Genomic DNA, 22,233 nt, shown 5'->3' with positions numbered 1-22,233 from the left:
GGGAACTACTCCTTCAGGCCGCTCGCCGCGATCCCGCTGACGATGAACCGCTGCGCGACCAGGAACATCGCGACCAGCGGCGCGATGGTGACGAGCGCGCCGGCGAACAGGGCCGGCAGGTTGACCGACTGCGCGGTCAGGAACGTCGAGAGCGCGATCTGCGCGGTCCACGACGACGGGTCCTGCCCGATCACCAGCGGCCACAGGAACGCGTTCCAGCTTTCGATGAACATCAGCGCGCCGAGCGACGCGATCATGCTTCCCGAGTTGGGCAGCACGAGCCGCCGGTAGACGCCGAGGTAACCGAGGCCGTCGAGCCGGCCCGCTTCTTCGAGTTCGACGGGGAACCGCAGGTAGAAGTTGCGGAAGAGGATCACGGTGAACGCGCTGAACAGGTTCGGCGCGATGATCCCCCACTCCGTGTTGACCCCGCCCAGCGAACCCACGACGACGAACGTCGGCACGAACGTGACCGACTGCGGGATCATCAGCGTGACCAGCACGTACGTGAACACGGCACGGCGTCCCGGCACGTTGATCCGGGCCAGCGCGTAGCCGGCCATCGAGCCGAAGAGCGTGCCGACCGGCGCGGTCACGATGGCGACCAAGAACGAGTTCCAGAGCGAGTGCGCCATCGGCACCGACGCGTCGGCGAACAGGTCGCCGAAGTTGACCCACGACAGCGGGTCCGGCAGCCACGACCAGTCCGGCGAGCTGACCTGCTGGCGCGTCATCAGCGCGTTGCGCACCATGATGTAGAACGGCAGCAGGAAGATCAGGCCGAGCACGGAAGCCAGGACGTACTTCGGCGCTTTCCGGGGAACCGTGAGGACGGCCATCAGTCCTTCTTCCCGAAGCCGACGAACCGGCCCTGCAGCAGGGTGATCACGACGATGAGCACGGTCAGCAGGAACGCGCCCGCCGAGCCGACGCCGTAGTTCTGGTCACCGAGCGCGGAGTCGTAGAGGTAGACCAGCGGCGGCTTCACCGGTGCCGTCGCAGTGCCGGAAAGCCCGGTGCCGAACAGGTTGTAGAACTCGTCGAACGCCTGGAACGCGGCGATCAGGATGAGCAGCAGCACCGCGACGGAGGTGTTCCGCAGCTGCGGCAGCGTGATGAACCGGAAGGCCTGCCACTTGGTCGTGCCGTCCAGCTCCCCCGCCTCGTACAGCGACGGCGAGATCGCCTGCAGCCCCGCGAGGAAGAGGATCATGTACAGCCCGACCTGCAGCCACAGCCGCAGCGTCACGACCGCGACCCAGTACACCGGCGGGCTCGTCTCCGAGAGCCACGGCACCGGGTCGGCGCCGAACAGCCCGCCGAGCACGTTCGCGACGCCCGAGGGCAGGCCGTTGAACAGCGCCATCTTCCACACCAGCGCCGCGACGACGTAGGACACCGCGGCCGGGATGAGGAAGATCGTCCGGAAGAACGCGCGACCCCGGCGGATGCTGTTGATCAGCACCGCGAGGCCGAGGGACGCGACGAACGTGATCGGCACGATGAACACGGTGAACAGCGCGATCGTCGAGAGCGACGTCAGGAAGGCGTCGTCACCCAGCAGGAACGCGTAGTTGTCGAAGCCGATCCAGTGGCCGATGTTGATCGTGCCGCGCGCGTCGTTGAAGCTGAGCAGGAAGCTCCACGCGATCGCGACGTACTTGAACAGCCCCAGCCCGATGACGACCGGGCCGGTGAGCACGGTGAACGCGCCGATCGCCCGCCAGTCCCGGCGACGGCGACGCTTCTTCGGCGTCACCGGGACCGCCGGGGCCTCCAGCACGGCCGTCATCAGGCCAGCTGCTTGTCGACTTCGGCCTGGGCCTTCTTCGCCGCGTCGGCGAGCTCGGCGGCCGGGTCGGCTTGCCCGTTCGCGATCTTCGTCGCGGCCTGCAGGAACAGCGTCGCCGACGCCTTGTTCCACAGCCCCGAGTACGACTTGCCGTTCTGCTGCGAGATCGTCACGGCGTCCTTCGCCGGGCCGCTGGAGAACTCGGTCGTCTGCGCGGCGACCGGCTTGCGGGCCGGGATGTGGAAGCCGTACTTGACGCACCAGTCCTTCTGCAGGTCGGCGTTCTTGATCCACAGCCAGTCGATGAACTTCTTGGCGGCGTCGAGGTTCTGGCTCTTCGCGTTGGCCAGCTGGTACCAGCCGCCGACCCGCGCGACCTGCTTGCCGGTGTCGCCGAACTTCGGCCACGCGACGATGCCGAAGTCGTCACCGAGCGCCTTCTTGACGTCCGGCAGCGACCAGAGGCCGCCCCACTGCATCGCGGTGGCACCGTTGGCGAACGCGCCCGGGTCGGACCAGTCGGTCGGGTAGCCCTGGAGCAGGCCGCCGGTGTCGTGCAGCTGCTTGAGCCCGGCGATCGCGGCGACGGCCTCGGGCGAGGAGAACGCGACCTTCTTGCCGCTGCTGTCGAAGAAGTCCGCGCCGGACGACCAGAGCAGCAGCGTCGCGGCCTCGCCGACGCCGTCGGTGCCGACGTACAGGCCCTTCTGCTTGCCGGTGCTGAGTTTCCGGGTCGCGTCGAGCAGCTCGGCGAACGTCTGCGGCGGCTGCACGCCCGCGGCCTGCAGCGCGCTCTTGCGGTAGTACAGCATCATGACGTCGTCGATCATCTTGACGCCGTAGATCTTGCCCTCGACCGTGACGGTGTCCAGCGCGGCCGGGCTGAAGTCCGCCTTGGCCGGGTTCACGATGTCGTCGAGTGGCGCGAGCAGGCCGTTCTTGACGTTCTGGTACCGGAAGTCGCCCAGCTCGAACAGGTCCGGGGCCTGCGCGGTGAGCATCGCCGAGTTGAGCTTGGTCTCGTAGTCGCCGGCGATCCAGCTGACGTTGATCGCGATGTCCGGGTTGGCCTTGGTGAACTCCTGCGCGTAGCGCTGGACCGCTTGCTGCGTCCCGGATTCGCCGTACGCGTGGTACCACTGCTGCAACGTGACCTTGGCGCCCGACGAGGCGCCCGCGTTCTTGTTCAGCGGGTCGCTCGTGCAGCCCGCGAGGGCGGCGCCCCCGGCGAACAGGACGGAACCGACCAGGAAGCTTCGGCGATTCATGGGGCTCACGGGATTTCTCCTTAGACGCTCTCGGCGACGAAAAGACTCTGGATGGCGACGGCGGCCGCGCCCCGCGCCCACTCCTCGAACGGCAGCGGCCGGATCACCAGGCCGCAGCGGGCGGCGCTGCCGAACGCCTGGACCGCGAAGGTCCGGCGGATCTGGTCCTCGAACAGGTCGTAGGTGGCGACGCCCTCCCCGGAGACGACCACCCGCTCCGGGCCGAACAGGTTGACCAGCGCGGCCAGGCCGAGCCCGATCGCGTGGCCGGCCGCGGCGAACACCTCGCGCAGCGGCTCATCGCCGCCGCGGGCGCGGATGACCGCGTCTTCCATGGTCAGCCCGGGTTCGCCGGAGACTTCCCTGGCGCGCACCAGGATCGCTTCGGTGGACGCGATCGCCTCGACGCAGCCGCGGCCGCCGCAGTGGCAGAGCGGGCCGCCGTCGGCGACCGGGACGTGCCCGATCTCGCCCGCGACGCCGTGGGCGCCGCGGACCAGCGCACCGTCGACGACCAGTGCACTGCCGATCCCGGTCCCCACGGTGACCAGCGCGAACGACGATGCGCCGACGCCCTCGCCGAACCACTGCTCGGCCACGGTCAGCGCCTTGACGTCGTTCTCCAGGGTCGCGGTCAGCCCGGTGGCGTCTTCCAGAAGGGAAGCCAGCGGGACGTCGCGCCAGCCGAGGAACGGCGAGTAGCGGACGATCCCGGACGCGCGGTCGACGTCGCCGGACACCGCGACGCCGATGCAATAGGCGCGCTCGCGAAGGTTGCTGGTGCCGTCCGGGGTCGGCCCGCCCAAGAGCTCGCCGACGAGGTCGGCCAGCGCCCGCACGACGTGCTCGACGTCGTGGCTCGTCAGCGCGTGGTGGGCGGTCGCCCGGACGTCGGCGCGCAGGTCGGTGACCACGCCGATCAGGTCGTCCCCGGTGATCTTGACGCCCACGAAGTACTCGCGGTCGGGCCGGATGGCCAGCGGGTTCGCCGGGCGGCCCGCCCCCGGTGTCGTGCGGCCTTCGGAGGCGAGTTCTTCGAGGTAACCGGCGTCGATGAAGGGCCGGGCGGCCTTGGTGACCGCGGCGGAGGAGAGCCCGGTGCGCCGGGCGACGTCGACGCGGGAGACCGGCCCTTCGGTCAGGACCGTGGTGAACACGGTCACTGCCGCTGGACTGGTGATCGGCGCCCTTGCCGGTGCACTGCGAGGCATGGCCGGAAGGGTAGGCAGGATTAATTAACTTCGTCAAGAATTTATTTTTCGCCTGGTCGTGCCTACGCTCAGGTCCATGTCGCTCGTGGAACACGACCCCGCGCACCGGCTGTGGCTGCTGCGCACCCCCGAGAGCTCGTACGCTTTCCGGCTCGACGCCGATGACCGGCCGCGGCACGTCCACTGGGGGCCGCCGCTGACGCTGGAGCAGGCCGCGGAGGTCGCCGAACGCCGCAACCCGGCCGAGAGCAGCTTCGACGAGCCGGGCGACGAGCGTCTCGAACTGCCGGCCGAGGGGGGCGCGTTCTTCGGCGTCGCGGCGCTGGCCGTCCGGTACGAGGACGGGACGTCGGCGCTGGAGTGGCGTTACGCGGGCTACGCGCTCGAAGGCGGCGCGCTCGTCGTGCGGCTCGCGGACCGGCACTACCCGCTCGAGCTGTCGCTGCACTACCGCGTCCGCGGGGAGGTCCTCGAGCGGTGGACGACCTTGCGCAACACCGGGGACGACCCGATTGTGTTGCTGCGCACGGATTCCGCGTCCTGGACGCTCCCCCGGCGGGACGGCGTGCGGCTGAGCCGGACGTCGGGGGCGTGGAGCGCCGAGTACGGCGTGCTGCGCGAGCCGCTGCCCGTTGGGGAAACCACGCTGACCAGCCGTCGCGGTGTGTCGAGCCACCAGGTCAGCCCGTGGGTGATGCTCGACGCCGGTGACGCGACGGAGACGTCCGGCGAGGTCTGGAGTACCGCCCTCGCGTGGAGCGGCAGCTGGCGGATCACCGTCGAGCGGACGCACACCGGCCGCGTCACGTGGACCGGCGGGTTCGGCCACGAGAACGTCCACTGGCGGCTGCAGCCCGGGGAGACCTGGGAGACGCCGGTGTTCGCCGGGCTCTACGCGGCCGACGGCTTCGGCGGCACCAGCCGGCGCTGGCACGCCTACGTCCGCGAGTTCGTCCAGCCGCACCCGGGCGAGCTGCGGCCGATCGTCTACAACTCCTGGGAAGCGACCGGCTGGGACGTCGACGAGCAGACCGAGGCGGGACTCGCCGAGGCCGCGGCGAAGCTCGGCGCCGAGCTGTTCGTGATGGACGACGGCTGGTTCGGCGCGCGCACCGGCGACACCGCCGGGCTCGGCGACTGGACCGCCAACGAGCAGCGTTTCCCCGCCGGCCTCGGGCCGCTGGCCGACGCGGTGCACGCGCACGGGATGAAGTTCGGGCTGTGGGTCGAGCCGGAGATGGTCAACCCGGACAGCGACCTCTACCGCGAGCACCCGGACTGGGTGCTGCACATGGCGCACCGCACGCGCACGACGTTGCGCAACCAGCTCGTGCTCAACTTCGCGCGCCCGGACGTCGCGGACTGGGCGCACAAGTGGCTCGACCGGCTGGTCGGCGAGCACGGGATCGACTACCTCAAGTGGGACATGAACCGCGCCTTCACCGAGGCCGGCTGGCCGTCAGGCGAGGATCCGGGACGGCTGTGGATCGACCACGTCCGCGCTGTCCACGGGATCTTCGACCGGCTCCGCGCCGACCACCCGGACCTGCGGATCCAGGGCTGCGCGGGCGGCGGCGGGCGCACCGACCTGGGGATGCTCGCGCGCACCGACGAGATCTGGGCGTCGGACAACACCGACGCGGCCGACCGGATCACCATCCAGCACGGGTACGGCCAGCTCTACCCCGCCGGCACGATGGCCGCCTGGGTCACCGACAGCCCGAACCCGACCACCGGCCGGGAGGCGCCGCTGCGCTTCCGGTTCCACGTCGCGATGGCGGGCGTGCTCGGCCTGGGCGGGGACCTGCCTCGCTGGAGTGCCGCCGAACTCGAAGAGGCGGCGTCGCTCGTGGCGCTGTACAAGGAGATCCGGCCCGTCGTGCAGCACGGCGAGCTGTACCGGCTGGCGGATCCGGCGCACTCGGCGTTGACGGCGGTGCAGTACGTGCTGGGCGACTCGGTCGTCGTGTTCTTCTGGCGGCGGCCGACGGAGTTCGCGCGCCCGTTCACCCCGCCGCGCCTGGCCGGGCTGGATCCGGCGGCGCGGTACCGGGACGAGGACGGCGTCGTGCACCACGGCGCGGTGCTGCTGAGCCACGGCATCGACGTCGACCTGCCCGGCAGCGGCTACGCGAGCGCGGTGGTGCGGCTGACCAGGGCCTGAATACCCACACCGACCGGCGTCCCCAGTACGGGTGACCCGCATTGACTTTTCACCGGGCGCGGGCTGAATGTGAAAGCTCTTCACCACGCCGCTCGCCAACGGAGGCAGCATGCGCAGGCGCCTGTTCACTCTCCTCTTCGTGCCCGTGATCGCCGCGCTCGCTGCCGCCGCTCCGGCGTCCGCGAGCACCAGTTACCACGAGTACGTGGCGCTGGGCGATTCCTGGACCGCGGACGTTTTCGTCACGCTCCCGCCGACCACCGCCTACACCCCGCTCGACTGCGCGCAGTCCACTTCGGACTACCCCCACGAGGTGGCGGGCGCGCTCGGCGTCGAAACCTTCCGCGACGCGAGCTGCGGCGGCGCCACCACGACCGACTTCACCCAGCCGCAGAGCCTTCCGCTGGGCGGCACGAACGCCCCGCAGTTCGACCGGCTCACCCCGACCACGGACCTGGTGACCGTCGGGATCGGCGGCAACGACATCGGGCTCGCCTCCGCCGTGACGAAGTGCCTCAACCTCCTGCCGATCAGCACGTGCAAGGCGAAGTTCACCGCGGGCGGCGTCGACCAGCTGGAAAACGCCGTCAACGCGACCGCCCCGAAGATCGCGAACGCGCTCCAGCAGATCAAGCAGCGCTCGCCGAACGCGCGGATCCTGCTGGTGAACTACCTCGCCGGGCTGCCCGCGAGCGGCAAGGGCTGCTGGCCGGTGATCCCGGTCGCCGACGGCGACGTCGCCTACCTGCAGGCGAAGTTCCTCCAGATGAACGCCATGCTCGCGCGGGTCGCCGCGGACAACGGCGTCGAGCTGGTCGACACCTACACCCCGACCCTCGGGCACGACGCGTGCCAGGCGCCCACCGTGCGCTACATCGAAGGCCTGATCCCCATCTCGGTGAGCAACCCGCTGCTGCTCGCCTTCCCCTTCCACCCCAACGGCGCGGGTGCAGCGGCGCAGTCGGAGATCGTTCTCGGGGCCGTCCTCGGGGACTAGTCTGTCGGGGTGCCCAAGATCGCGGTGACCCGGTGGATACCCGACGAAGCGGTGAAGGTGCTCGCGGAAGCGGGTGAGGTGACGGTGTCGCCCGCGGACCGGCCGTTGACGACGGCCGAGCTGCACGAGTTCGCCGCGGGCGCGGCGGCGGTGGTCGGCATGCTGCACGACCGGCTCGACGGCGCGCTCGCCGACGCCGCGGGACCCGGGCTCAAGGTGGTCGCGAACGTCGCCGTCGGCTACGACAACGTCGACGTCCCGGCCCTGGCCGAGCGCGGCGTCGTGGTCACCAACACCCCGGGTGTGCTCACCGAAGCCACCGCCGACCTCGCGTTCGGCCTGCTGCTCGCGATCACGCGGCGCCTCGGCGAGGGGGAACGGCTGCTGCGCTCACGCACGCCCTGGTCGTTCCACCTCGGTTTCCTGCTGGGCTCGGGGCTGCAGGGCAAGACGCTCGGCATCGTCGGGCTCGGCGAGATCGGCCGGGCGGTGGCGAAGCGGGCCGAGGCGTTCGGCATGTCGATCATCCACTCAGGACGGTCCGGCCGCGGATCCGTTTCTTTCCAGGAACTCCTGGAGCGCTCGGACGTCGTCTCGCTGCACTGCCCGCTGACGCCGGAGACGCGGCACCTGATCGACGCCGCCGCGTTGCGCGCCATGAAACCCGGCGCCTACCTGGTGAACACGACCCGCGGCCCGGTCGTCGACGAAGCGGCCCTCGCGGACGCGCTCGAGGCCGGGGAGATCGCCGGCGCCGCGCTCGACGTGTTCGAGCACGAACCCGACGTCGAGCCTCGGCTGCTCGGGCGCGACGACGTCGTGCTCAGCCCGCACCTCGGGTCCGCCACGCTCGAGACCCGTACCGCGATGGCCGTGCTGGCGGCCCGCAACGTCGCGGCGGTGCTCGCCGGGCGTCCCCCGCTGACGGAGGTGAAGCCGTGACCCGTGTCGTCATCGCGCCGGACAAGTTCAAGGGCAGTCTCACCGCGGTCGAGGCCGCGGAGGCGATCGCGCTCGGCGTGCGGGACGCGCTGCCGGACGCCGACATCGTCACCTGCCCCGTCGCCGACGGCGGCGAAGGCACCCTCGACGTGCTCGAAGCCGCGGGCGCCCGGATCGTCCGGCTGACGGTCCGCGGGCCGCTCGAGGAGGCGGTCCGGGCTTCTTATGCGGTGCTCGACGGCACCGCGTACGTCGAGTCGGCGCGCGCGTGCGGCATCGAGTTCGTCGAGCCCAGCCCGGAAACCGCGCTGGCCGCGCACACCTGGGGTGTCGGCGAGCTGCTCATGGACGCGCTGATGCACGGCGCGGCGCGGCTGGTCCTGACGGTCGGCGGCACGGCCAGCACCGACGGCGGCGCCGGCATGCTGGGCGCGCTCGGCGCCGGTGTGCTCGACGCGTTCGGCGCCCCGGTCGGGCTCGGCGGCGGCACGCTGTCGCGGGTCGCGTCGACCGAGCTGACGCCGGTGCGGGAACGGCTGAACGGGGTGAGCGTCGCGGTCGCGACCGACGTGACCAACCCGCTGCTCGGCCCGGACGGCGCCGCGGCGGTGTTCGGACCGCAGAAGGGCGCGGGCCCCGAGGAGGTGGCGGCGCTCGACGCGGCGCTGGGCCGCTGGGCGCACGCCCTGCAGGTCGGTGGCGCTCCGGACGTGTCGCGGGTACCGGGCGCGGGAGCGGGCGGCGGGGTCGCGGCGGGCGCGATCGCGGGCCTCGGCGCGACGGTGGAGTCCGGGTTCGACCTGATCGCCGGGCTGACCGGAGTGGACGCCGCGCTCGAGGGCGCGGACCTCGTCATCACGGGTGAGGGCTCGCTCGACGAGCAGAGCCTCAACGGCAAGGCCCCGGCCGGAATCGCGGCGCGCGCCCGGCCGCGCGGGGTGCCGCTGATGGCGCTGGCGGGACGGATCCAGCTCGGCGAGGCCGAGCTGGCGAGCCTGGGGGTCATCGCGAGCAGCGCGCTCATCGACCACGCGGAGTCGCTGGACCACGCCCGGGCAAACGCGGCAGAGTTGTTGCGGGTGCGGGCCGCGATCCTGGTCAGCGGCTGGCGATCCCGCTAGCCGGTCGGTCCGCCGCGCGCAGGCATCGCGATCCTGGTCAGACCGGCTGACGAGCTCGGATGTCGACGGAAACCACACGCAAGCGACCACGCGGACTCGCTGGGCCACGCGCGAGGGAACGCGGCTGAATTGTTGCGGGTCCGGGCCGCGATCCTGATCAGCGGCTGGCGATCCCCCTAGCCGGTCGGTCTGCATCACGATCCTGGTCAAACAGCTGACGAGCCTCGGATGTCGCCGGAAGCCACGCACAAGCGACCACGCGGAGTCGCTGGACCACGCCCGGGCGAACGCGGCTGAGCTGTTGCGGGTCCGGGCCGCGATCCTGGTCAGCGGCTGGCGATCCCGCTAGCCGGTCGGTCCGCCGCGCGCAGGCATCGCGATCCTGGTCAGACCGGCTGACGAGCTCGGATGTCGACGGAAACCACGCACAAGCGACCACACGGACTCCCTGGACCACGCGCGAGGGAACGCGGCTGAGTTGTTGCGGGCCGCGATCCTGATCAGCGGGTGGCGATCCCGCTAGGCGGCCGGGTCACCAGCGGCAACGATGGTCCGTCGAACAGCACAGCAAGACTGCCCCGGGACCACTGCAGCGGCCGACAAGCGGGCGGGCGGGCCTTCCGCACCCAATGAGGAAGGCCCGCCCGCCGCGGTCAGCTCGTGTGCTGTGGCAGCACGGCGAACGCCACTCCGCCGGCTTCGTCCTCCTGGACGTCGAGCACCTTGTCGTCCAGGAGCGCCGCTGCCTGGGGTTCGAGGAACACCTTCGGTCCCTCGTCGGCGCCGAGCACGCTGTCACCTTCCGCGGGCTCCGGCGCCACGGACAAGGCCAGCTGGGCACTTTCGCCCTCGGCGTTCTGGACCGCCAGGCGGAGCCCGGCATCTCCGTCGCCCTGGCTGGTCAGTGCGGTGATCGCCTCGGCGGCGGCTTCGGTCACGGTCAGCATCTTCGGCCTTCCCTTCGTCGCGGTCCGATGCACTTGGGGTCCCACGCTAAATGCGTCCGAACGGGCGCGCAGCGTGAGCGGATCAGCCCTGTCTCGCCTCGCGGATGGCGTCGGCCACCGAGCCGCCGGCGTAGTCCGCCCGCTCGCCCGGGTCCGGGTCGGCGTGGCGGTGGGGCAGCTCGTCGTCCGGGGTCACCTGCTCGTAGTCCGCCGGCGCGTCCTCGACCGTCTCGTCGAGCTCGGCGGCCGGGGTCGCGGCGAGCGGGCGGTCCGGGATCGGGTCCGGCTCGGTGTCCGGTTCCTCCTCCGCGAGCCGCAGCTCGATCGGCTCACCCTCGCGGACTTCGCCGGCCGTCGTGCCGAACCGGTCGGCGGCGCTCCAGTGTTCGGGCGGTTCGATGCCCGCCTCGAGCGGGTCGACGCGCAGCTCGTCCTCGTCCAGCGACTCGCTGGGGCTCAGGCTTTCCGAATCGGCCGCGTCACGGTCACTCACTGGTTTCTCCCGCGTGATAAGTAGTCATCCCCCGCGACCTACCCGAGCCGCCGGAGGGCGAAACCCCGGCGATGTCATCGGGATCACATTTCTTCAACGGGTTTAACATATTCACAAGTTTGTGAAGGCGGAGTAGCTTCGGATCATGGCCACCACCAGGTGCGCACCCGATCATCGGCCGTTCGCGACCGACCCGGAACGCCACCACGAACTCGGCACGCACGCGGCGTGGTACGTCGTGGCCGGCATCGTGACAACCGGCGTCCAGGCCGTTCTGTTCCTCCTGCTGCGCGACCGGCTCGGCTCGCAGGTCGCGAACCTGGTCGCGATCGCGCTGACGACGGTCGGGAACACCGAGTTCCACCGCCGCGTCACCTTCGCCGGGCGGCGGAGCAACGCCGGGAAGCGGCACCTGCAGGACCTCCTCACCTTCGCCTTCTACGCCGGGTACGGCTCGGCCGTGCTGGCGATCCTCGACGCGGTCGTCGACCGGCCGACGTCGTGGGAAGAGACCGGCACGCTGCTGCTGTCCAGCCTGGTCGGCGGGTTCGTGCGGTTCGCCGTGCTGCGCTGGTGGGTGTTCGCGCACGGCTCGGAAGACGCGGAACAGGCTCGGACCGCGCACAGCGGCTAGCGTCAGCGGACGTGGCCCCGGAAGAAGAAATCAAGCCCCACGCGGGCGGCACCGAACCTGATTACCGCTTCACGCTGGCCAACGAACGGACGTTCCTGGCCTGGCTGCGGACCGCCCTCGGCCTGCTCGCGGGCGGGGTGGCGGTGCACCAGCTCGTGCCCAGCCCGGCCGGGGCCAGCGCGGTGCTGGCGAGCCTGTGCGTCGTGCTGGCGGCGGCCCTCGCGGCGAACGCCTACCCGCGCTGGCGGCGGGTCCAGATCGCGATGCGGGCCGGCGAGCCGCTGCCGCGGAGCCTCATGATCGTGGTGCTGACCGCGGGCGTGTTCCTCCTGATCGTGGCGGCGGCCGCGCTGCTGGTGCTGTCGTGACCGCCCGTCCCGTTCACTCTTCTGTGACGCCCACCACACCGCTTGGTCACCGTGCGTGGCAGCCACAAACACGAGTTTCCGCCTCGGGGACCCGGGTTCACGCTGTCGGTACTTCTACCGCCAAGGCGCTCCACGAAACCGGATTATTGGAGATTCACGACTACTCCGGTGCAGGCGCACGTGCAGCCGCACGTACCGACCGGTACGGCGCCGTCCGCGGCGAGCTTCCCGTGACCCTTCGGTCCGCGATGTCACCCGGGCCCACCGCCGCCGCGATCGCCGCGCGGAGCGCGGCGGCCGTTCGCGACCGGCCGGGCACCGCTTCCACGCAGGCGATCGGGCCGGTGCGGCCGTGACGGCGCCGACCGGGGCGCAGGCCGAGCGGACCGGGCTCGCGTGGCGCCGAACAGTACTGGCCTCCGCCGCTTGCACCATGTTGCTGCTCCACATGGCCGCACAACGCCACTGGGGAGCCGCCCTGATCCCCGTTTTGCTCTCCGCGGGGACGTCTGTCCTGCTCGCCGTGGTCGACGTGTACCGCGAACGGGCGCTGCGGGTCGCCGAACCGGCGGCCATGCCCCGGCTGCTTCCGGCAGCGGTGTCGCTCGCCGTCACCGCGACCTCCACTTCCGTGTTCATCCTCCACTGAAGGGTGAACTCGGCACATCCTGAAAGCGATTAATCGCAATGTGAGGCGTCTGGTCGCGGTTGCATCACGGTCGCTCCTGCGAACGGGGTATTGGTGGTTGAAATCTGGACTGATGCCCCGAGAGGTGCTTACGATTACCCAGCGTCGCACGGAGCGCAGGACGGGTCGGGTCTCCCGGAGTACCTGCGATCACACCGTTACGGAGAGTTGAACCCCCGGCAGCGACGGTCGAGGGTCGGCCGGGGAGACGACCATGACAGCACCGCCGAGGACCACCGAGGAATCCACCACGGAGGTTCGCGATTACCGCACTCCGGAGTCCTTGCCCCGGCCAGGCGGGCGGTTGACGAAGGAAGACCTCGACCCGCTCGTCAAGGACGCGGGCGAGGGCAACCCCGCCGCCGTCCACACCCTGCTCAAGATGATCGAGCCGGTGGTGGTGCGCTACTGCCGCGCCCGGATGGGCGGGCGTGACCTCTCCTACCTGTCGGCCGACGACGTCGCCCAGGAAGTGTGCCTCGCGGTGCTGAAGGCCCTCCCGGACTACCAGGACCGCGGCGGCTCCTTCCTCTACCTCGTGCACGCCATCGCGGCCAACAAGGTCGCCGACGCCTACCGCGCCGTGGCCCGCGACCGCTCCGAGCCCGTTCCCGAGCTCCCCGAGCGCCCGCTGGTCGGCAACGAGCCCGAGACCCGCGCCCTCTCGCTCGACCTCGGTGCCCGCCTCGGCCGGCTGCTCGCCACGCTGCCCCGGGTGCAGCAGGAGATCCTGACCCTGCGCATCGCCGTCGGCCTGTCCGCGACGGAGACGTCCGAGGCACTCGGCATCTCACCCGGCAACGTGCGCGTCACGCAGCACCGCGCGCTCACCCGTCTGCGCGGCATGATCCGCGACGACGAGTTCTGACCTTTCACACCGGCGGGCGGGGAACCTCTCTTACCCCCTGGGGGACGTTCCCCGCCCGCATCCAACCTCAGCTCAGGGCATAGACGCTTCGGGCGTTGTGCTCGAAGAACCCCAGGCGCTCGGGGTCCGAGAGCGAGCTCGTCAGCGAAACCGCCGCGTCCAGGACCACCTCGTACGCCGCCGCCAGCTCGCACACCGGCCAGTCGGAGCCGAACAGCAGCCGTGCCGGGCCGAACGCGTCCAGCACGTGGTCGACGTAGCGGCGCAGGTGCCCGACCTCCCAGCCCGACCAGTCCGCCGCCGTGACCAGGCCGGACAGCTTGCACACGACGTTCTCGCGCTCGGCGAGCGCGGCGACCGCGGACGCCCACGGCTCCCACTCCCCCGCCGCGATCGGCGGTTTCGCCGCGTGGTCCAGGACCAGCCGCAGCCCCGGCAGCCGCAGCGCCACCTCGCCGGCCGCCGCGAGCTGCGCGGGCCGCACCAGCAGGTCGTACACCAACCCGGCGTCGGCGACGGCGCTCAGCCCCGCCACGATCTCCGGGCGCAGCAGCCAGTCGTCGTCCGGCTCCTCCTCGACCTGGTGGCGGATCCCCACCAGCGGCCCCTGTTCGCGCAGCGCCGCCAGCCGGTCCGCGACGTCCGGGGCCCGCAGGTCGACCCAGCCGACGACCCCGGCGATCACCGGCTCCGCCTTCGCCGTCGCGAGGAACTCCTCGGTCTCCTTCTGCGCCGACACCGTCTGGACCAGCACGGTCGCGTGCACCCCGGCCGCCTTCGTCACCGCGCGCAGGTCCTCGGCGGTGTAGGGACGGCGGATCGGGTCCATCGCGGCACCCGCCATCCACGGGTACTCGCGCCGCGACGGGTCCCAGAGGTGGTGGTGCGCGTCGATCATGCGACTCCTTCGGCGATGACGACGTCGGCGCGCAGCAACCCGGCGTCGACGAGTTCGGTCCACAGCTGCGGCGGCACGACGGCCCGGGCCCGCCGCGCGTTCACGCTCACCTGCTCCGGATCATGCGCGCCGACGACGACCGACGCCACCGCGGGATGCGCCATCGGCATGGCCAGCGCGGCTTCCGGCAGCTCGACGCCGTGCTTCGCGCAGATCTTCGCGATCCGGCTCGCCCGCTCGACCAGCTCGGCAGGCGCCTCGGCGTAGTCGTAGACGCTGCCGGGTTCCGCGGTGGCCAGGATGCCGCCGTTGAACGCGCCGCCGACCACCACCGTGACGTCGCGCTCGGCGCACAGCGGCAGCAGCTCGTCCAGCGCGGGCTGGTCGAGCAGCGTGTAGCGGCCGGCCACCAGCACGACGTCGAGGTCGGTGCGGCGGACGAACTCGCCCAGCATCGGCGCCTGGTTCATCCCGGCGCCGAACGCGCCGATCACGCCCTGCTCCCGCAGCTCGCGCAACGCCGGGAAGGCGCCGCGCAGCGCCTGTTCGAAGTGGTCGTCCGGGTCGTGGACGTAGACGACGTCGACGCGGTCGAGGCCGAGCCTGGTGAGACTGTCCTCGAACGACCGCAGGACGCCGTCACGGCTGAAGTCCCAGCGGCGCTTGTAGGCGGCCGGGACGGCGAAGCCCTCGTCGTCCTTCCGGCCGGCGCCGTCCGGGTTCGGCTCCAGCACGCGGCCGACCTTCGTGGACAGCACGTACTCCTCACGCGGGAGGTCGCGCAGCGCCGCGCCGAGGCGGGTTTCGGACAGCCCCAGGCCGTAGTGGGGTGCGGTGTCGAAGTAGCGGACGCCCTCGTCCCAGGCACGCCGGACGGTCGCGGCGGCGGTCTCGTCGCTGATGGCGTGGTACAGGTTGCCCAGCTGCGCGCAGCCGAGACCGAGCGGGGACAGGGAGAGGTTCACGCGGTCACTCCTTCACCGGCAGTTCCCAGACCAGCCCGATGCCGGTGTCGTCGCCGGAGTAGTCGTCCTCGACGGCCAGCAGCTCGGCCATCCTGGCCTGCCACGGGACGTTCGCGGGGTGGTCCCGCAACGCCGCCCGCATCGCCGCGTAGTCGTCGACTTCGAGGACGTGGAACAGGTCGAGACCGTTACGCCAGATCCGCCAGGTGCGGACCCCGGCCTCGCGCAGCGCGACGTCCAGCTCGGGCGGGATCACGGCGTGGACGGACTCGTAGTCGGCCTCCTTGCCGGGTTTCAGCTTCGTGTGGAGAGCCACTCTTTGAGGTGCGGGACCGTGGGTCATGACCACTCCTTAGCCGGGACATGGCACGCTGGGGAGTAACACCCAAACATCCGAGGTCTGTTGCAGGGAAGGGCGGACACGATGCCCGTCACCGATGTCGCGATCGACAAGATCAAGGACATGATCATCTCCGGCGAGCTGGCGCCCGGCGACCGGCTGCCGAAGGAGGCCGAGCTGGCCCAGCGGCTCGGGCTTTCACGCAGCTCCCTGCGGGAGGCCGTCAAGGCGTTGTGCCTGATCCGGGTGCTCGACGTGCGCCAGGGCGACGGCACGTACGTCACCAGCCTCGAGCCGAACCTGCTGCTCGACGCCATGACGTTCGTGGTCGACTTCCACCGCGACGACACCGTGCTCGACTTCCTCGCGGTGCGGCGGATCCTCGAGCCGGCCGCGACCGCGCTGGCCGCGCTGCACATGAGTGACGACGACATCGCGGAGCTGGGCACCCTGCTCGGGGAGCTGGCCGACTCGCCGACCGTCGAGGCCCTCGTCGCCAACGACCTCCAGTTCCACCGCAAGATCGCCGACGGGTCCGGCAACCCGGTGCTCTGCTCGCTGCTCGACAGCCTCTCCGGGCCGACCGCCCGGGCCCGGATCTGGCGCGGCCTCACCCAGGAGGGCGCGGTCGCGAAGACCCGGGAACAGCACTCGGCGATCTACGAGGCCATCGCGGCCCGCGAGCCGGAACTGGCGCGCTCGTGGGCGACCGTGCACGTCGCGGGCGTGGAGCAGTGGCTGCGCAACGCACTGGGCACGGCCGACGACCCGACGACGCCCGACCTGGCCGCGGAAGCCTCCTGAGGCCACCGGCACCTCCTGGCAGTGGTCCGTGAAGGCCACATTGAGGGACTCTGAGTCCCTCAATGTGGCCTTCACGGCTTTGAACGTCGGATGATCACGGGGTGCGGCTCAGGTTTGGGGTTTGCCGCCCGCGTACCGGGCGATGATCAGGGCGACCAGGATGATGGCGCCGTAGATGGCCCCCTGCCACTCCGCCGTGACGTGCGCGTAGTTGAGCAGGCTGGACACCGACGACAGCAGCAGGACGCCGGTGAGGGCGCCGACGAGGGTGCCCTTGCCGCCGTCGAGCGAGACGCCGCCGATCACCGCGGCCGCGAAGACCTGCAGGATCAGCCCCGAGCCCTGGTTCGCGCCGAGCGCGCCGACGTAACCCGTGTAGGCCAGGCCGCCGACCGCCGCGAGGATCCCGGCGACGACGAACACCCCCCACGCGATCCGGTCGACGCGCACACCGGCCGCCCGCGCGGCTTCGCGGTTGCCGCCGATCGCGTACAGCGCGCGGCCGACGCGGTGGTAGCGCAGCACCCAGCCGGCGACCGCGAACAGCACCGCCGCCAGCCACACCGACATCGGCAGCCCGGCGAACGTCGTGGTCGCCAGGTTCGTGAACGAGTCCGGCAGGTTGAACAGCGTCTTGCCCTTGGTCGAACCCACCTGCACACCACGCAGCACGGTGAGCATGGCGAGGGTGACGATGAAGGCGTTCAGCTTCAGCTTCACGATCAGGAAGCCGTTGACGAACCCGACGAGCGCCCCGCACAGCGGGATCACCAGCAGGCCGACGGCGGCGGGCAGTTCGACGCCGAAGCCGGCCGACGCGGCCGGGATCACCACCATCGCGCCGAGCGCGGGCGCCAGGCCCATGGTGGATTCCAGCGACAGGTCGAACTTCCCGGTGATCAGCACCAGCGACTCGCCGAGCACGACCAGCGACAGCGCCGCCGACGCCGTCAGGATGCTGACGATGTTGTTCCAGCCGACGAACGTGTCGTCGACCAGGCCGCCGATGACGAACACCACGACGAGCGCGGGCAGCAGCGCGAGTTCACGCAGCCAGACGGCCTTCCGGCGCCGGGGTGGCGCGGGCAGCTCCGTCTGCGGATCGGTCATCACGTCGGTCACGAAAGCTCGACTCCTTCGATGTCGGCCACGAGGTCGCCGTCGGACCACCCGGCCTGGTGCTCGGCGACCACGGCCCCGGCGCGCAACACCAGGACCCGGTCGCTCAGGCGCAGGTCGTCGAGCTCGTCGCTGACGATCAGCACCGCCTTGCCTTCGGCGCGCACCCGGTCGACGACCGCGAGCAGCGCCTCCTTCGACTTCACGTCCACGCCGGCCGTCGGGTTGATCAGCACCACGACCCGCGGGTCGCTGGCCAGGGCCCGTGCGAGGACGACCTTCTGCTGGTTGCCGCCGGACAGGTCGGACACCGGCTGCTCGGCGCTGGCGGCGACGATGCCGTAGTCCGCCAATGCCTGCGACGCCTTCGTGAACCGCGTCTTCGGCGAAGCGATCCCGCCGCGGCCCATCTTGTCCAAGATGGACAGTGTGGTGTTGTCCATGATCGGGTGCTCCAGCACCAGCCCTTCGTGGTGCCGGTCGCGCGGCACGCAGCCGATCCCGGCCTTCAGCGCCCCCGGGATGTCGCCGGACCGCAACGGCTTGCCTTCGACCCGGACGGTGCCCGCCGACGGCGTCCGCAGGCCGTAGACCGTCTCGGCGACCTGGTGCTTCCCGCTGGCGTTGCTGCCCGCGAGCCCGACGACCTCACCCCGGCGCAGCCGGAAGGAGACGTCGTGGAAGCCGGCGCCGGACAGGCCGTCGACCTGCAGGATCTCCGCCGCGTCGGCTTCCAGGGCGTCCCGCGTGGCGGCGTCGCGGACGGACAGGCCGCCCGGTTCGCCGGTCATCGCGTCGACCAGCTCGGCCCGGCCGACCTCGGCCACCGGGGCGGTCAGCACGTGCTTCGCGTCGCGCAGCACCGTGACCGCCTGGCAGACCTCGTACACCTCGTGCAGGTGGTGCGAGATGAACAGGAACGTCACGCCGCCCGCCTGCATCTGGCGCATCCGCTCGAAGAGCCGCTCGATGGCCTGCTTGTCCAGCTGCGCGGTCGGCTCGTCGAGCACGATGAACCGGGCGCCGTAGGACAAAGCGCGGGCGATCTCGACGAACTGCCGGTCCTCGACCGACAGCTCGCCGGCCGGGGTGTCGACGTCGACGTGCACGTCCCACGACCCGAGCAGCTCCTCGGCCTGCCGCCGCAGCTTCTTCCAGCCGATCGAGAACCCGCCCCCGGCCTGCCGGTTGAGGAACAGGTTCTCGGCCACCGTGAGCTGCGGGACGACCATCGCGTGCTGGTAGACGCAGGCCACGCGCGCCTTCCAGTCGTCCTGCTTGGTCAGGGGCGGGGCCGGCTCGCCGCCGAACTCGACGTGCCCGGTGTCCGTGGCGGACAGTCCGGTGAGAATGGAGACGAGTGTCGACTTGCCGGCCCCGTTGCGCCCGACCAGCGCGTGCGACTCACCGGGGTTGACCTCGAGGCTGACGTCGTGCAGCGCCACGGTCGGGCCGTAGCGCTTCCCGACGCCGCGGGCGCTGACGACGGGGCTCACAGGTTGTTCCCCCACAGGGCCTTGTCGTCCACGTTCGCCTTGGTGATGACGGGCGCGGGCAGCTGGTCCTCGAGGATACCGGGGCTGATCTCGACGATCGTGCTGCCGTGGTCGGTCGGGCCCGGCTTGAACGTCTCGCCCGCCATGGCCTTCTTCAGCCAGTACAGGCCGTACTTCGCGTACGCGTCGGCGGGCTGGGACACCGTGGCGTCCAGCTCGCCGGCCCGGATCGCGGCCAGCTCCTGCGGGATGCCGTCGTTGGACACGAGCACGATGTGCTTCGGGTCGCCGACCGGGAAGGAGAGGTTCTTGCGCTTGAGCGCCTGCTCGGTCGGGGCGAGGTAGACGCCGCCGGCCTGCATGTAGACGCCCTTGATGTCCGGGTTGGCCGTCAGCATGCTGTCCAGGCCGGAGGACGCCTTGTCGGCCTTCCACTCGGCCGGGATGTCCAGCACCTGGATGCCCGGGTACTTCTGCGCCATGCAGGCCTTGAAGGCCTCCGAGCGGTCGCGGCCGTTGACCGAGGCGAGGTCACCCTGGATCTGCACGACCTTGCCGGACTTGACCTTCTCGCCGATCGCGTCGCACGCCTTGGTGCCGTAGGCCTTGTTGTCGGCCCGCACGACCATGGCGACCTTGCCGCTCTCGGGGGCGACGTCGACCGCCACCACCGGCACACCCTTGTTCTCCGCCTGCTTGAGCCCGGCGACGATCGCCGCGGAGTCCAGCGGCGTCACGACCAGGCCCTTGACGCCCTGGTTGAGGAAAGTGCCGATGTCGGTGATCAGCTTCGCCGGGTCGCTGTCGGCGTTGACCGTCGGGAGGACGTCGACGCCCTCGGACTTGGCCATCTGCGGGACGTAGTTGTTGTAGGCCTGCCAGAACGGCGAGGTCAGCAGCGGCAGGGTCGCGCCGACCTTGCCACCGGTGTCGCCCCCGCCCGCACTGGGCGCGGCCGCATTGTCCTTAGTGGACCCGCAGGCGGCCAGCACCAAGCCGCAGACGGCGGCCGTGGCGGCCACCTGGATCACCCTGTTGTGCACCGCATCCTCCTTGATGACAGCGAAAAAAGTCTTATTGGGGTTGCACCGGACCGCGCGGGCGCAGGCCGTACATGCCGCCGTCGACCGCGAGCGCGGTGCCGGTGGTCGAAGCGGAAAGCGGGCTGGCGAGGTAGACGATGGCGTTCGCCACCTCGTCGGCGGTGACCAGGCGGCCCATCGGCTGGCGTGCGGCCAGCGCCGCGCGTTCGGCCGCCGGATCGCCCGCGGAGTCGAGCAGCCGGCCCACCCAGGGGGTGTCCGCCGTGCCCGGGCACACGCAGTTGACGCGGATCCGGTCGGGCAGGTGGTCGGTCGCCATGGCCAGGGTCAGCGAGAGCACCGCGCCCTTGGTGGCCGAGTAGAGCGCGCGGCTGGGCAGGCCGGCCCAGGCCGCGATGGAGCAGGTGTTGACGATCGCCGCGGACGGCGAGTTCCTGAGGTGTGGCAGGGCGGCCCGGGCGAGCCGGACCATGCCGACGACGTTGACGTCGAACACGCGGTGCCACTCGTCGTCGCCGTTGGCGGTGACGTCGCCCTGCGCGCCGATGCCGGCGTTGTTGACGAGGATGTCCAGGCGCCCGAAGCGTTCCACGACGGCGTCGATGGCCGAGCGCACTTCGTCGTCCGAGGAGACGTCACACCGGAAGCCGTCGTCACCCGGCTTCAGATCCAGGACGGCCACCTGCGCGCCACGTTCGGCCAGTAACGTCGCTGTCGCGAGGCCGATCCCCGAGGCGCCTCCGGTGACGGCGGCCACCAGGCCCTCGAATTCACTCACTTGCGGTCTCCGTCCACTCGGGACCGTCCGGGAAGCGGAACCGGCGCAGCGTGGCGTCGTGCATGCGCGCGGAGAACCCGGGGACGGTCGGGGCGAGGTACCGGCCGCGCTCGACGACGGCCGGGTCGGTGAAGTGCTCGTGCAGGTGGTCGACCCACTCGATGCTGCGGTCGGTGTCGGTCGCCGACACCGCGACGAAGTCGAACAGCGACAGGTGCCGCACCAGCTCGCAGAGCCCGACCCCGCCGGCGTGCGGGCACACCGGGACACCGAACTTCGCGGCCAGCAGCAGGATCGCCAGGTTCTCGTTGAACCCGCCGACACGCGCGGCGTCCAGCTGCAGCACCGAGATCGCGTTCGCCTGCAGCAGCTGCTTGAACATCACCCGGTTCTGGACGTGCTCACCGGTGGCGACGCGGATCGGCGCAAGCGCTTTCGCGATGGCGGCGTGCCCGAGGATGTCGTCCGGTGACGTCGGTTCCTCGATCCAGTACGGGTCGTACGGCGCGAGCGCGGTCATCCAGGTGATCGCGGCGGAGACGTCCCAGCGCTGGTTGGCGTCGACGGCGATGCGGATGTCGTCACCGACGGTCTCGCGGGCGAGTTTCATCCGGCGGACGTCGTCGTCGAGGTTGCCGCCGACCTTGAGCTTGATCATGTCGAAGCCGTCCGCGACGGCCTGTTCGGACAGCCGGACCAGCTTCGCGTCGGCGTACCCGAGCCAGCCGGGAGACGTGCTGTAGGCGCGGTAGCCGTGCGCTTCCAGTTGCGCGGTGCGCTCGGCGCGGCCGGGTTCGGCGGCACGCAGGATGTCGAGCGCTTCGGCTTCGGTGAGCGCGTCGGACAGGTACCGGAAGTCGACCAGGCTGACCAGTTCTTCCGGCGTCATCCGGGCCGCGAACTTCCAGACGGGCAGCTGGGCGCGGCGCGCGGCGAGGTCCCACGCGGCGTTGACCACCGCGCCGACCGCCATGTGCGCGACGCCCTTTTCCGGGCCCAGCCAGCGGAACTGCGAGTCGCCGACGAGCGTGCGTGACAGGTCGCCGAGCGCGGCCGCGTCCTCCGGGACGTCCCGGCCGACGACGTGCGGCGCGAGCGCGCGGATCGCGGCGGCCTGGACGTCGTTGCCGCGGCCGATGGTGAACGCGAGGCCGTAACCGTCCGGGCCGGCGTCGGTGTGCAGCACGACGTAGGCCGCGGAGTAGTCCGGGTCGGGGTTCATGGCGTCCGAGCCGTCCAGCTCCCGTGACGTCGGGAACCGGACGTCGAGGACCTCCATGCCGATGATCTTCGCCAT

23 protein-coding genes are annotated in these 22,233 nt (G+C 71.1%); 9 read left to right on the top strand and 14 right to left on the bottom strand.

Annotation, left to right across the window (positions count from 1 at the left end; genetic code table 11):
- Positions 1-5 precede the first annotated feature (5 nt).
- Genes ACIOD2_RS24870 through ACIOD2_RS24855 form a run of 4 tightly spaced genes read right to left on the bottom strand, consistent with a single transcriptional unit; the run spans position 6 to position 4,271 of the window.
- Positions 6-839: a carbohydrate ABC transporter permease gene (locus ACIOD2_RS24870; protein ID WP_400542330.1), complete on the bottom strand. Its 834-nt coding sequence runs from the start codon at positions 837-839 to the stop codon at positions 6-8.
- Complete coding sequence (locus ACIOD2_RS24865) at positions 839-1,792, bottom strand: carbohydrate ABC transporter permease (protein ID WP_400542327.1); 954 nt, start codon at positions 1,790-1,792, stop codon at positions 839-841. The genes ACIOD2_RS24870 and ACIOD2_RS24865 overlap by 1 nt, the downstream gene beginning before the upstream one ends.
- On the bottom strand, positions 1,792-3,060 hold the full coding sequence (locus ACIOD2_RS24860; protein ID WP_400542324.1) for an ABC transporter substrate-binding protein: 1,269 nt from the start codon (positions 3,058-3,060) through the stop codon (positions 1,792-1,794). Before ACIOD2_RS24860 ends, ACIOD2_RS24865 begins: the two co-directional genes overlap by 1 nt.
- Before the next feature lie 20 nt (positions 3,061-3,080).
- Complete coding sequence (locus ACIOD2_RS24855) at positions 3,081-4,271, bottom strand: ROK family protein (protein WP_400542321.1); 1,191 nt, start codon at positions 4,269-4,271, stop codon at positions 3,081-3,083.
- 76 nt (positions 4,272-4,347) lie between these two features.
- Between ACIOD2_RS24855 and ACIOD2_RS24850 the strand changes: the two genes are divergently transcribed.
- The 4 genes from ACIOD2_RS24850 to ACIOD2_RS24835 all read left to right on the top strand — a co-directional run bounded on the left by ACIOD2_RS24850 (position 4,348) and on the right by ACIOD2_RS24835 (position 9,495).
- Positions 4,348-6,435 carry an alpha-galactosidase gene (locus tag ACIOD2_RS24850; protein ID WP_400542318.1) on the top strand — a complete coding sequence of 696 codons (2,088 nt, stop codon included), beginning with the start codon at positions 4,348-4,350 and terminating at the stop codon, positions 6,433-6,435.
- Positions 6,436-6,544: 109 nt separating this feature from the next.
- A complete protein-coding gene (locus ACIOD2_RS24845; RefSeq protein WP_400542315.1) occupies positions 6,545-7,432 on the top strand; it encodes an SGNH/GDSL hydrolase family protein in 888 nt (295 codons plus the stop codon).
- 9 nt (positions 7,433-7,441) lie between these two features.
- A complete protein-coding gene (locus tag ACIOD2_RS24840; RefSeq protein ID WP_400542312.1) occupies positions 7,442-8,374 on the top strand; it encodes a 2-hydroxyacid dehydrogenase in 933 nt (310 codons plus the stop codon).
- Complete coding sequence (locus tag ACIOD2_RS24835; protein ID WP_400542309.1) at positions 8,371-9,495, top strand: glycerate kinase; 1,125 nt, start codon at positions 8,371-8,373, stop codon at positions 9,493-9,495. Before ACIOD2_RS24840 ends, ACIOD2_RS24835 begins: the two co-directional genes overlap by 4 nt.
- 653 nt (positions 9,496-10,148) lie before the next feature.
- Here the strand turns inward: ACIOD2_RS24835 and ACIOD2_RS24830 are convergent.
- Together ACIOD2_RS24830 and ACIOD2_RS24825 are read right to left on the bottom strand one after the other, a co-directional pair.
- Positions 10,149-10,442, bottom strand: a complete 294-nt coding sequence (locus ACIOD2_RS24830) for an iron-sulfur cluster biosynthesis family protein (protein ID WP_400542306.1) — start codon at positions 10,440-10,442, stop codon at positions 10,149-10,151.
- An 82-nt stretch (positions 10,443-10,524) separates the two neighbouring features.
- The gene (locus ACIOD2_RS24825; RefSeq protein ID WP_400542303.1) at positions 10,525-10,935 is read right to left on the bottom strand and encodes a hypothetical protein; all 411 of its coding nucleotides are present in this window, start codon (positions 10,933-10,935) and stop codon (positions 10,525-10,527) included.
- Positions 10,936-11,080: 145 nt separating this feature from the next.
- Here ACIOD2_RS24825 and ACIOD2_RS24820 point away from each other — a divergent pair, with 145 nt between their 5' ends.
- The 4 genes from ACIOD2_RS24820 to shbA all read left to right on the top strand — a co-directional run bounded on the left by ACIOD2_RS24820 (position 11,081) and on the right by shbA (position 13,493).
- Entirely contained in the window at positions 11,081-11,569 is a 489-nt protein-coding gene (locus ACIOD2_RS24820; protein ID WP_400542300.1) for a GtrA family protein, read from the top strand.
- An 11-nt stretch (positions 11,570-11,580) separates the two neighbouring features.
- On the top strand, positions 11,581-11,937 hold the full coding sequence (locus ACIOD2_RS24815) for a YidH family protein (RefSeq protein ID WP_400542297.1): 357 nt from the start codon (positions 11,581-11,583) through the stop codon (positions 11,935-11,937).
- Positions 11,938-11,992: 55 nt separating this feature from the next.
- Complete coding sequence (locus ACIOD2_RS24810) at positions 11,993-12,586, top strand: DUF202 domain-containing protein (protein WP_400542294.1); 594 nt, start codon at positions 11,993-11,995, stop codon at positions 12,584-12,586.
- 253 nt (positions 12,587-12,839) lie between these two features.
- Positions 12,840-13,493, top strand: coding sequence for an RNA polymerase sigma factor ShbA (gene shbA, locus ACIOD2_RS24805; protein WP_392763457.1), 654 nt, complete (start codon positions 12,840-12,842; stop codon positions 13,491-13,493).
- Between the two features lie 67 nt (positions 13,494-13,560).
- Here shbA and ACIOD2_RS24800 read toward each other — a convergent pair whose 3' ends face one another.
- From ACIOD2_RS24800 to ACIOD2_RS24790, 3 genes are read right to left on the bottom strand one after another with little or no spacing between them, the layout of a single operon-like run.
- On the bottom strand, positions 13,561-14,391 hold the full coding sequence (locus ACIOD2_RS24800; RefSeq protein ID WP_400542290.1) for an amidohydrolase family protein: 831 nt from the start codon (positions 14,389-14,391) through the stop codon (positions 13,561-13,563).
- Positions 14,388-15,356: an aldo/keto reductase gene (locus ACIOD2_RS24795; protein WP_400542287.1), complete on the bottom strand. Its 969-nt coding sequence runs from the start codon at positions 15,354-15,356 to the stop codon at positions 14,388-14,390. Before ACIOD2_RS24795 ends, ACIOD2_RS24800 begins: the two co-directional genes overlap by 4 nt.
- 4 nt (positions 15,357-15,360) lie before the next feature.
- Positions 15,361-15,699 (bottom strand): L-rhamnose mutarotase, encoded by a 339-nt coding sequence (locus tag ACIOD2_RS24790; protein ID WP_392763451.1) that lies wholly within the window; start codon positions 15,697-15,699, stop codon positions 15,361-15,363.
- Between the two features lie 81 nt (positions 15,700-15,780).
- Here ACIOD2_RS24790 and ACIOD2_RS24785 point away from each other — a divergent pair, with 81 nt between their 5' ends.
- Positions 15,781-16,500 carry a FadR/GntR family transcriptional regulator gene (locus ACIOD2_RS24785; RefSeq protein WP_392763448.1) on the top strand — a complete coding sequence of 240 codons (720 nt, stop codon included), beginning with the start codon at positions 15,781-15,783 and terminating at the stop codon, positions 16,498-16,500.
- A 108-nt stretch (positions 16,501-16,608) separates the two neighbouring features.
- On the opposite strand, the gene ACIOD2_RS24780 is transcribed toward ACIOD2_RS24785, so the two are convergent.
- Genes ACIOD2_RS24780 through ACIOD2_RS24760 form a run of 5 tightly spaced genes read right to left on the bottom strand, consistent with a single transcriptional unit; the run spans position 16,609 to position 22,233 of the window.
- The gene (locus tag ACIOD2_RS24780; protein ID WP_400542282.1) at positions 16,609-17,622 is read right to left on the bottom strand and encodes an ABC transporter permease; all 1,014 of its coding nucleotides are present in this window, start codon (positions 17,620-17,622) and stop codon (positions 16,609-16,611) included.
- Positions 17,619-19,115 carry a sugar ABC transporter ATP-binding protein gene (locus ACIOD2_RS24775; protein ID WP_400542279.1) on the bottom strand — a complete coding sequence of 499 codons (1,497 nt, stop codon included), beginning with the start codon at positions 19,113-19,115 and terminating at the stop codon, positions 17,619-17,621. Before ACIOD2_RS24775 ends, ACIOD2_RS24780 begins: the two co-directional genes overlap by 4 nt.
- Positions 19,112-20,146: a sugar ABC transporter substrate-binding protein gene (locus ACIOD2_RS24770; RefSeq protein ID WP_400543238.1), complete on the bottom strand. Its 1,035-nt coding sequence runs from the start codon at positions 20,144-20,146 to the stop codon at positions 19,112-19,114. The genes ACIOD2_RS24775 and ACIOD2_RS24770 overlap by 4 nt, the downstream gene beginning before the upstream one ends.
- A 43-nt stretch (positions 20,147-20,189) precedes the next feature.
- Positions 20,190-20,936 carry an SDR family NAD(P)-dependent oxidoreductase gene (locus ACIOD2_RS24765; protein WP_400542276.1) on the bottom strand — a complete coding sequence of 249 codons (747 nt, stop codon included), beginning with the start codon at positions 20,934-20,936 and terminating at the stop codon, positions 20,190-20,192.
- The gene (locus ACIOD2_RS24760) at positions 20,929-22,233 is read right to left on the bottom strand and encodes an enolase C-terminal domain-like protein (protein WP_400542273.1); all 1,305 of its coding nucleotides are present in this window, start codon (positions 22,231-22,233) and stop codon (positions 20,929-20,931) included. The genes ACIOD2_RS24765 and ACIOD2_RS24760 overlap by 8 nt, the downstream gene beginning before the upstream one ends.

Source organism: Amycolatopsis sp. NPDC088138 (genome assembly GCF_044741685.1).
GTDB lineage: Bacteria > Actinomycetota > Actinomycetes > Mycobacteriales > Pseudonocardiaceae > Amycolatopsis.
The sequence above is the reverse complement of the archived record's forward strand: the minus strand, read 5'-3'. Positions and strand labels throughout refer to the sequence as shown.

Bases quoted from the DNA above. Each gene is read 5' to 3' on its own strand.
- ACIOD2_RS24870 (WP_400542330.1), bottom strand. From the start codon at position 839: ATGGCCGTCCTCACGGTTCCCCGGAAAGCGCCGAAGTACGTCCTGGCT.
- ACIOD2_RS24865 (WP_400542327.1), bottom strand. From the start codon at position 1,792: ATGACGGCCGTGCTGGAGGCCCCGGCGGTCCCGGTGACGCCGAAGAAG.
- ACIOD2_RS24860 (WP_400542324.1), bottom strand. From the start codon at position 3,060: ATGAATCGCCGAAGCTTCCTGGTCGGTTCCGTCCTGTTCGCCGGGGGC.
- ACIOD2_RS24855 (WP_400542321.1), bottom strand. From the start codon at position 4,271: ATGCCTCGCAGTGCACCGGCAAGGGCGCCGATCACCAGTCCAGCGGCA.
- ACIOD2_RS24850 (WP_400542318.1), top strand. From the start codon at position 4,348: ATGTCGCTCGTGGAACACGACCCCGCGCACCGGCTGTGGCTGCTGCGC.
- ACIOD2_RS24845 (WP_400542315.1), top strand. From the start codon at position 6,545: ATGCGCAGGCGCCTGTTCACTCTCCTCTTCGTGCCCGTGATCGCCGCG.
- ACIOD2_RS24830 (WP_400542306.1), bottom strand. From the start codon at position 10,442: ATGCTGACCGTGACCGAAGCCGCCGCCGAGGCGATCACCGCACTGACC.
- ACIOD2_RS24820 (WP_400542300.1), top strand. From the start codon at position 11,081: ATGGCCACCACCAGGTGCGCACCCGATCATCGGCCGTTCGCGACCGAC.
- shbA (WP_392763457.1), top strand. From the start codon at position 12,840: ATGACAGCACCGCCGAGGACCACCGAGGAATCCACCACGGAGGTTCGC.
- ACIOD2_RS24800 (WP_400542290.1), bottom strand. From the start codon at position 14,391: ATGATCGACGCGCACCACCACCTCTGGGACCCGTCGCGGCGCGAGTAC.
- ACIOD2_RS24790 (WP_392763451.1), bottom strand. From the start codon at position 15,699: ATGACCCACGGTCCCGCACCTCAAAGAGTGGCTCTCCACACGAAGCTG.
- ACIOD2_RS24785 (WP_392763448.1), top strand. From the start codon at position 15,781: ATGCCCGTCACCGATGTCGCGATCGACAAGATCAAGGACATGATCATC.
- ACIOD2_RS24760 (WP_400542273.1), bottom strand. From the start codon at position 22,233: ATGGCGAAGATCATCGGCATGGAGGTCCTCGACGTCCGGTTCCCGACG.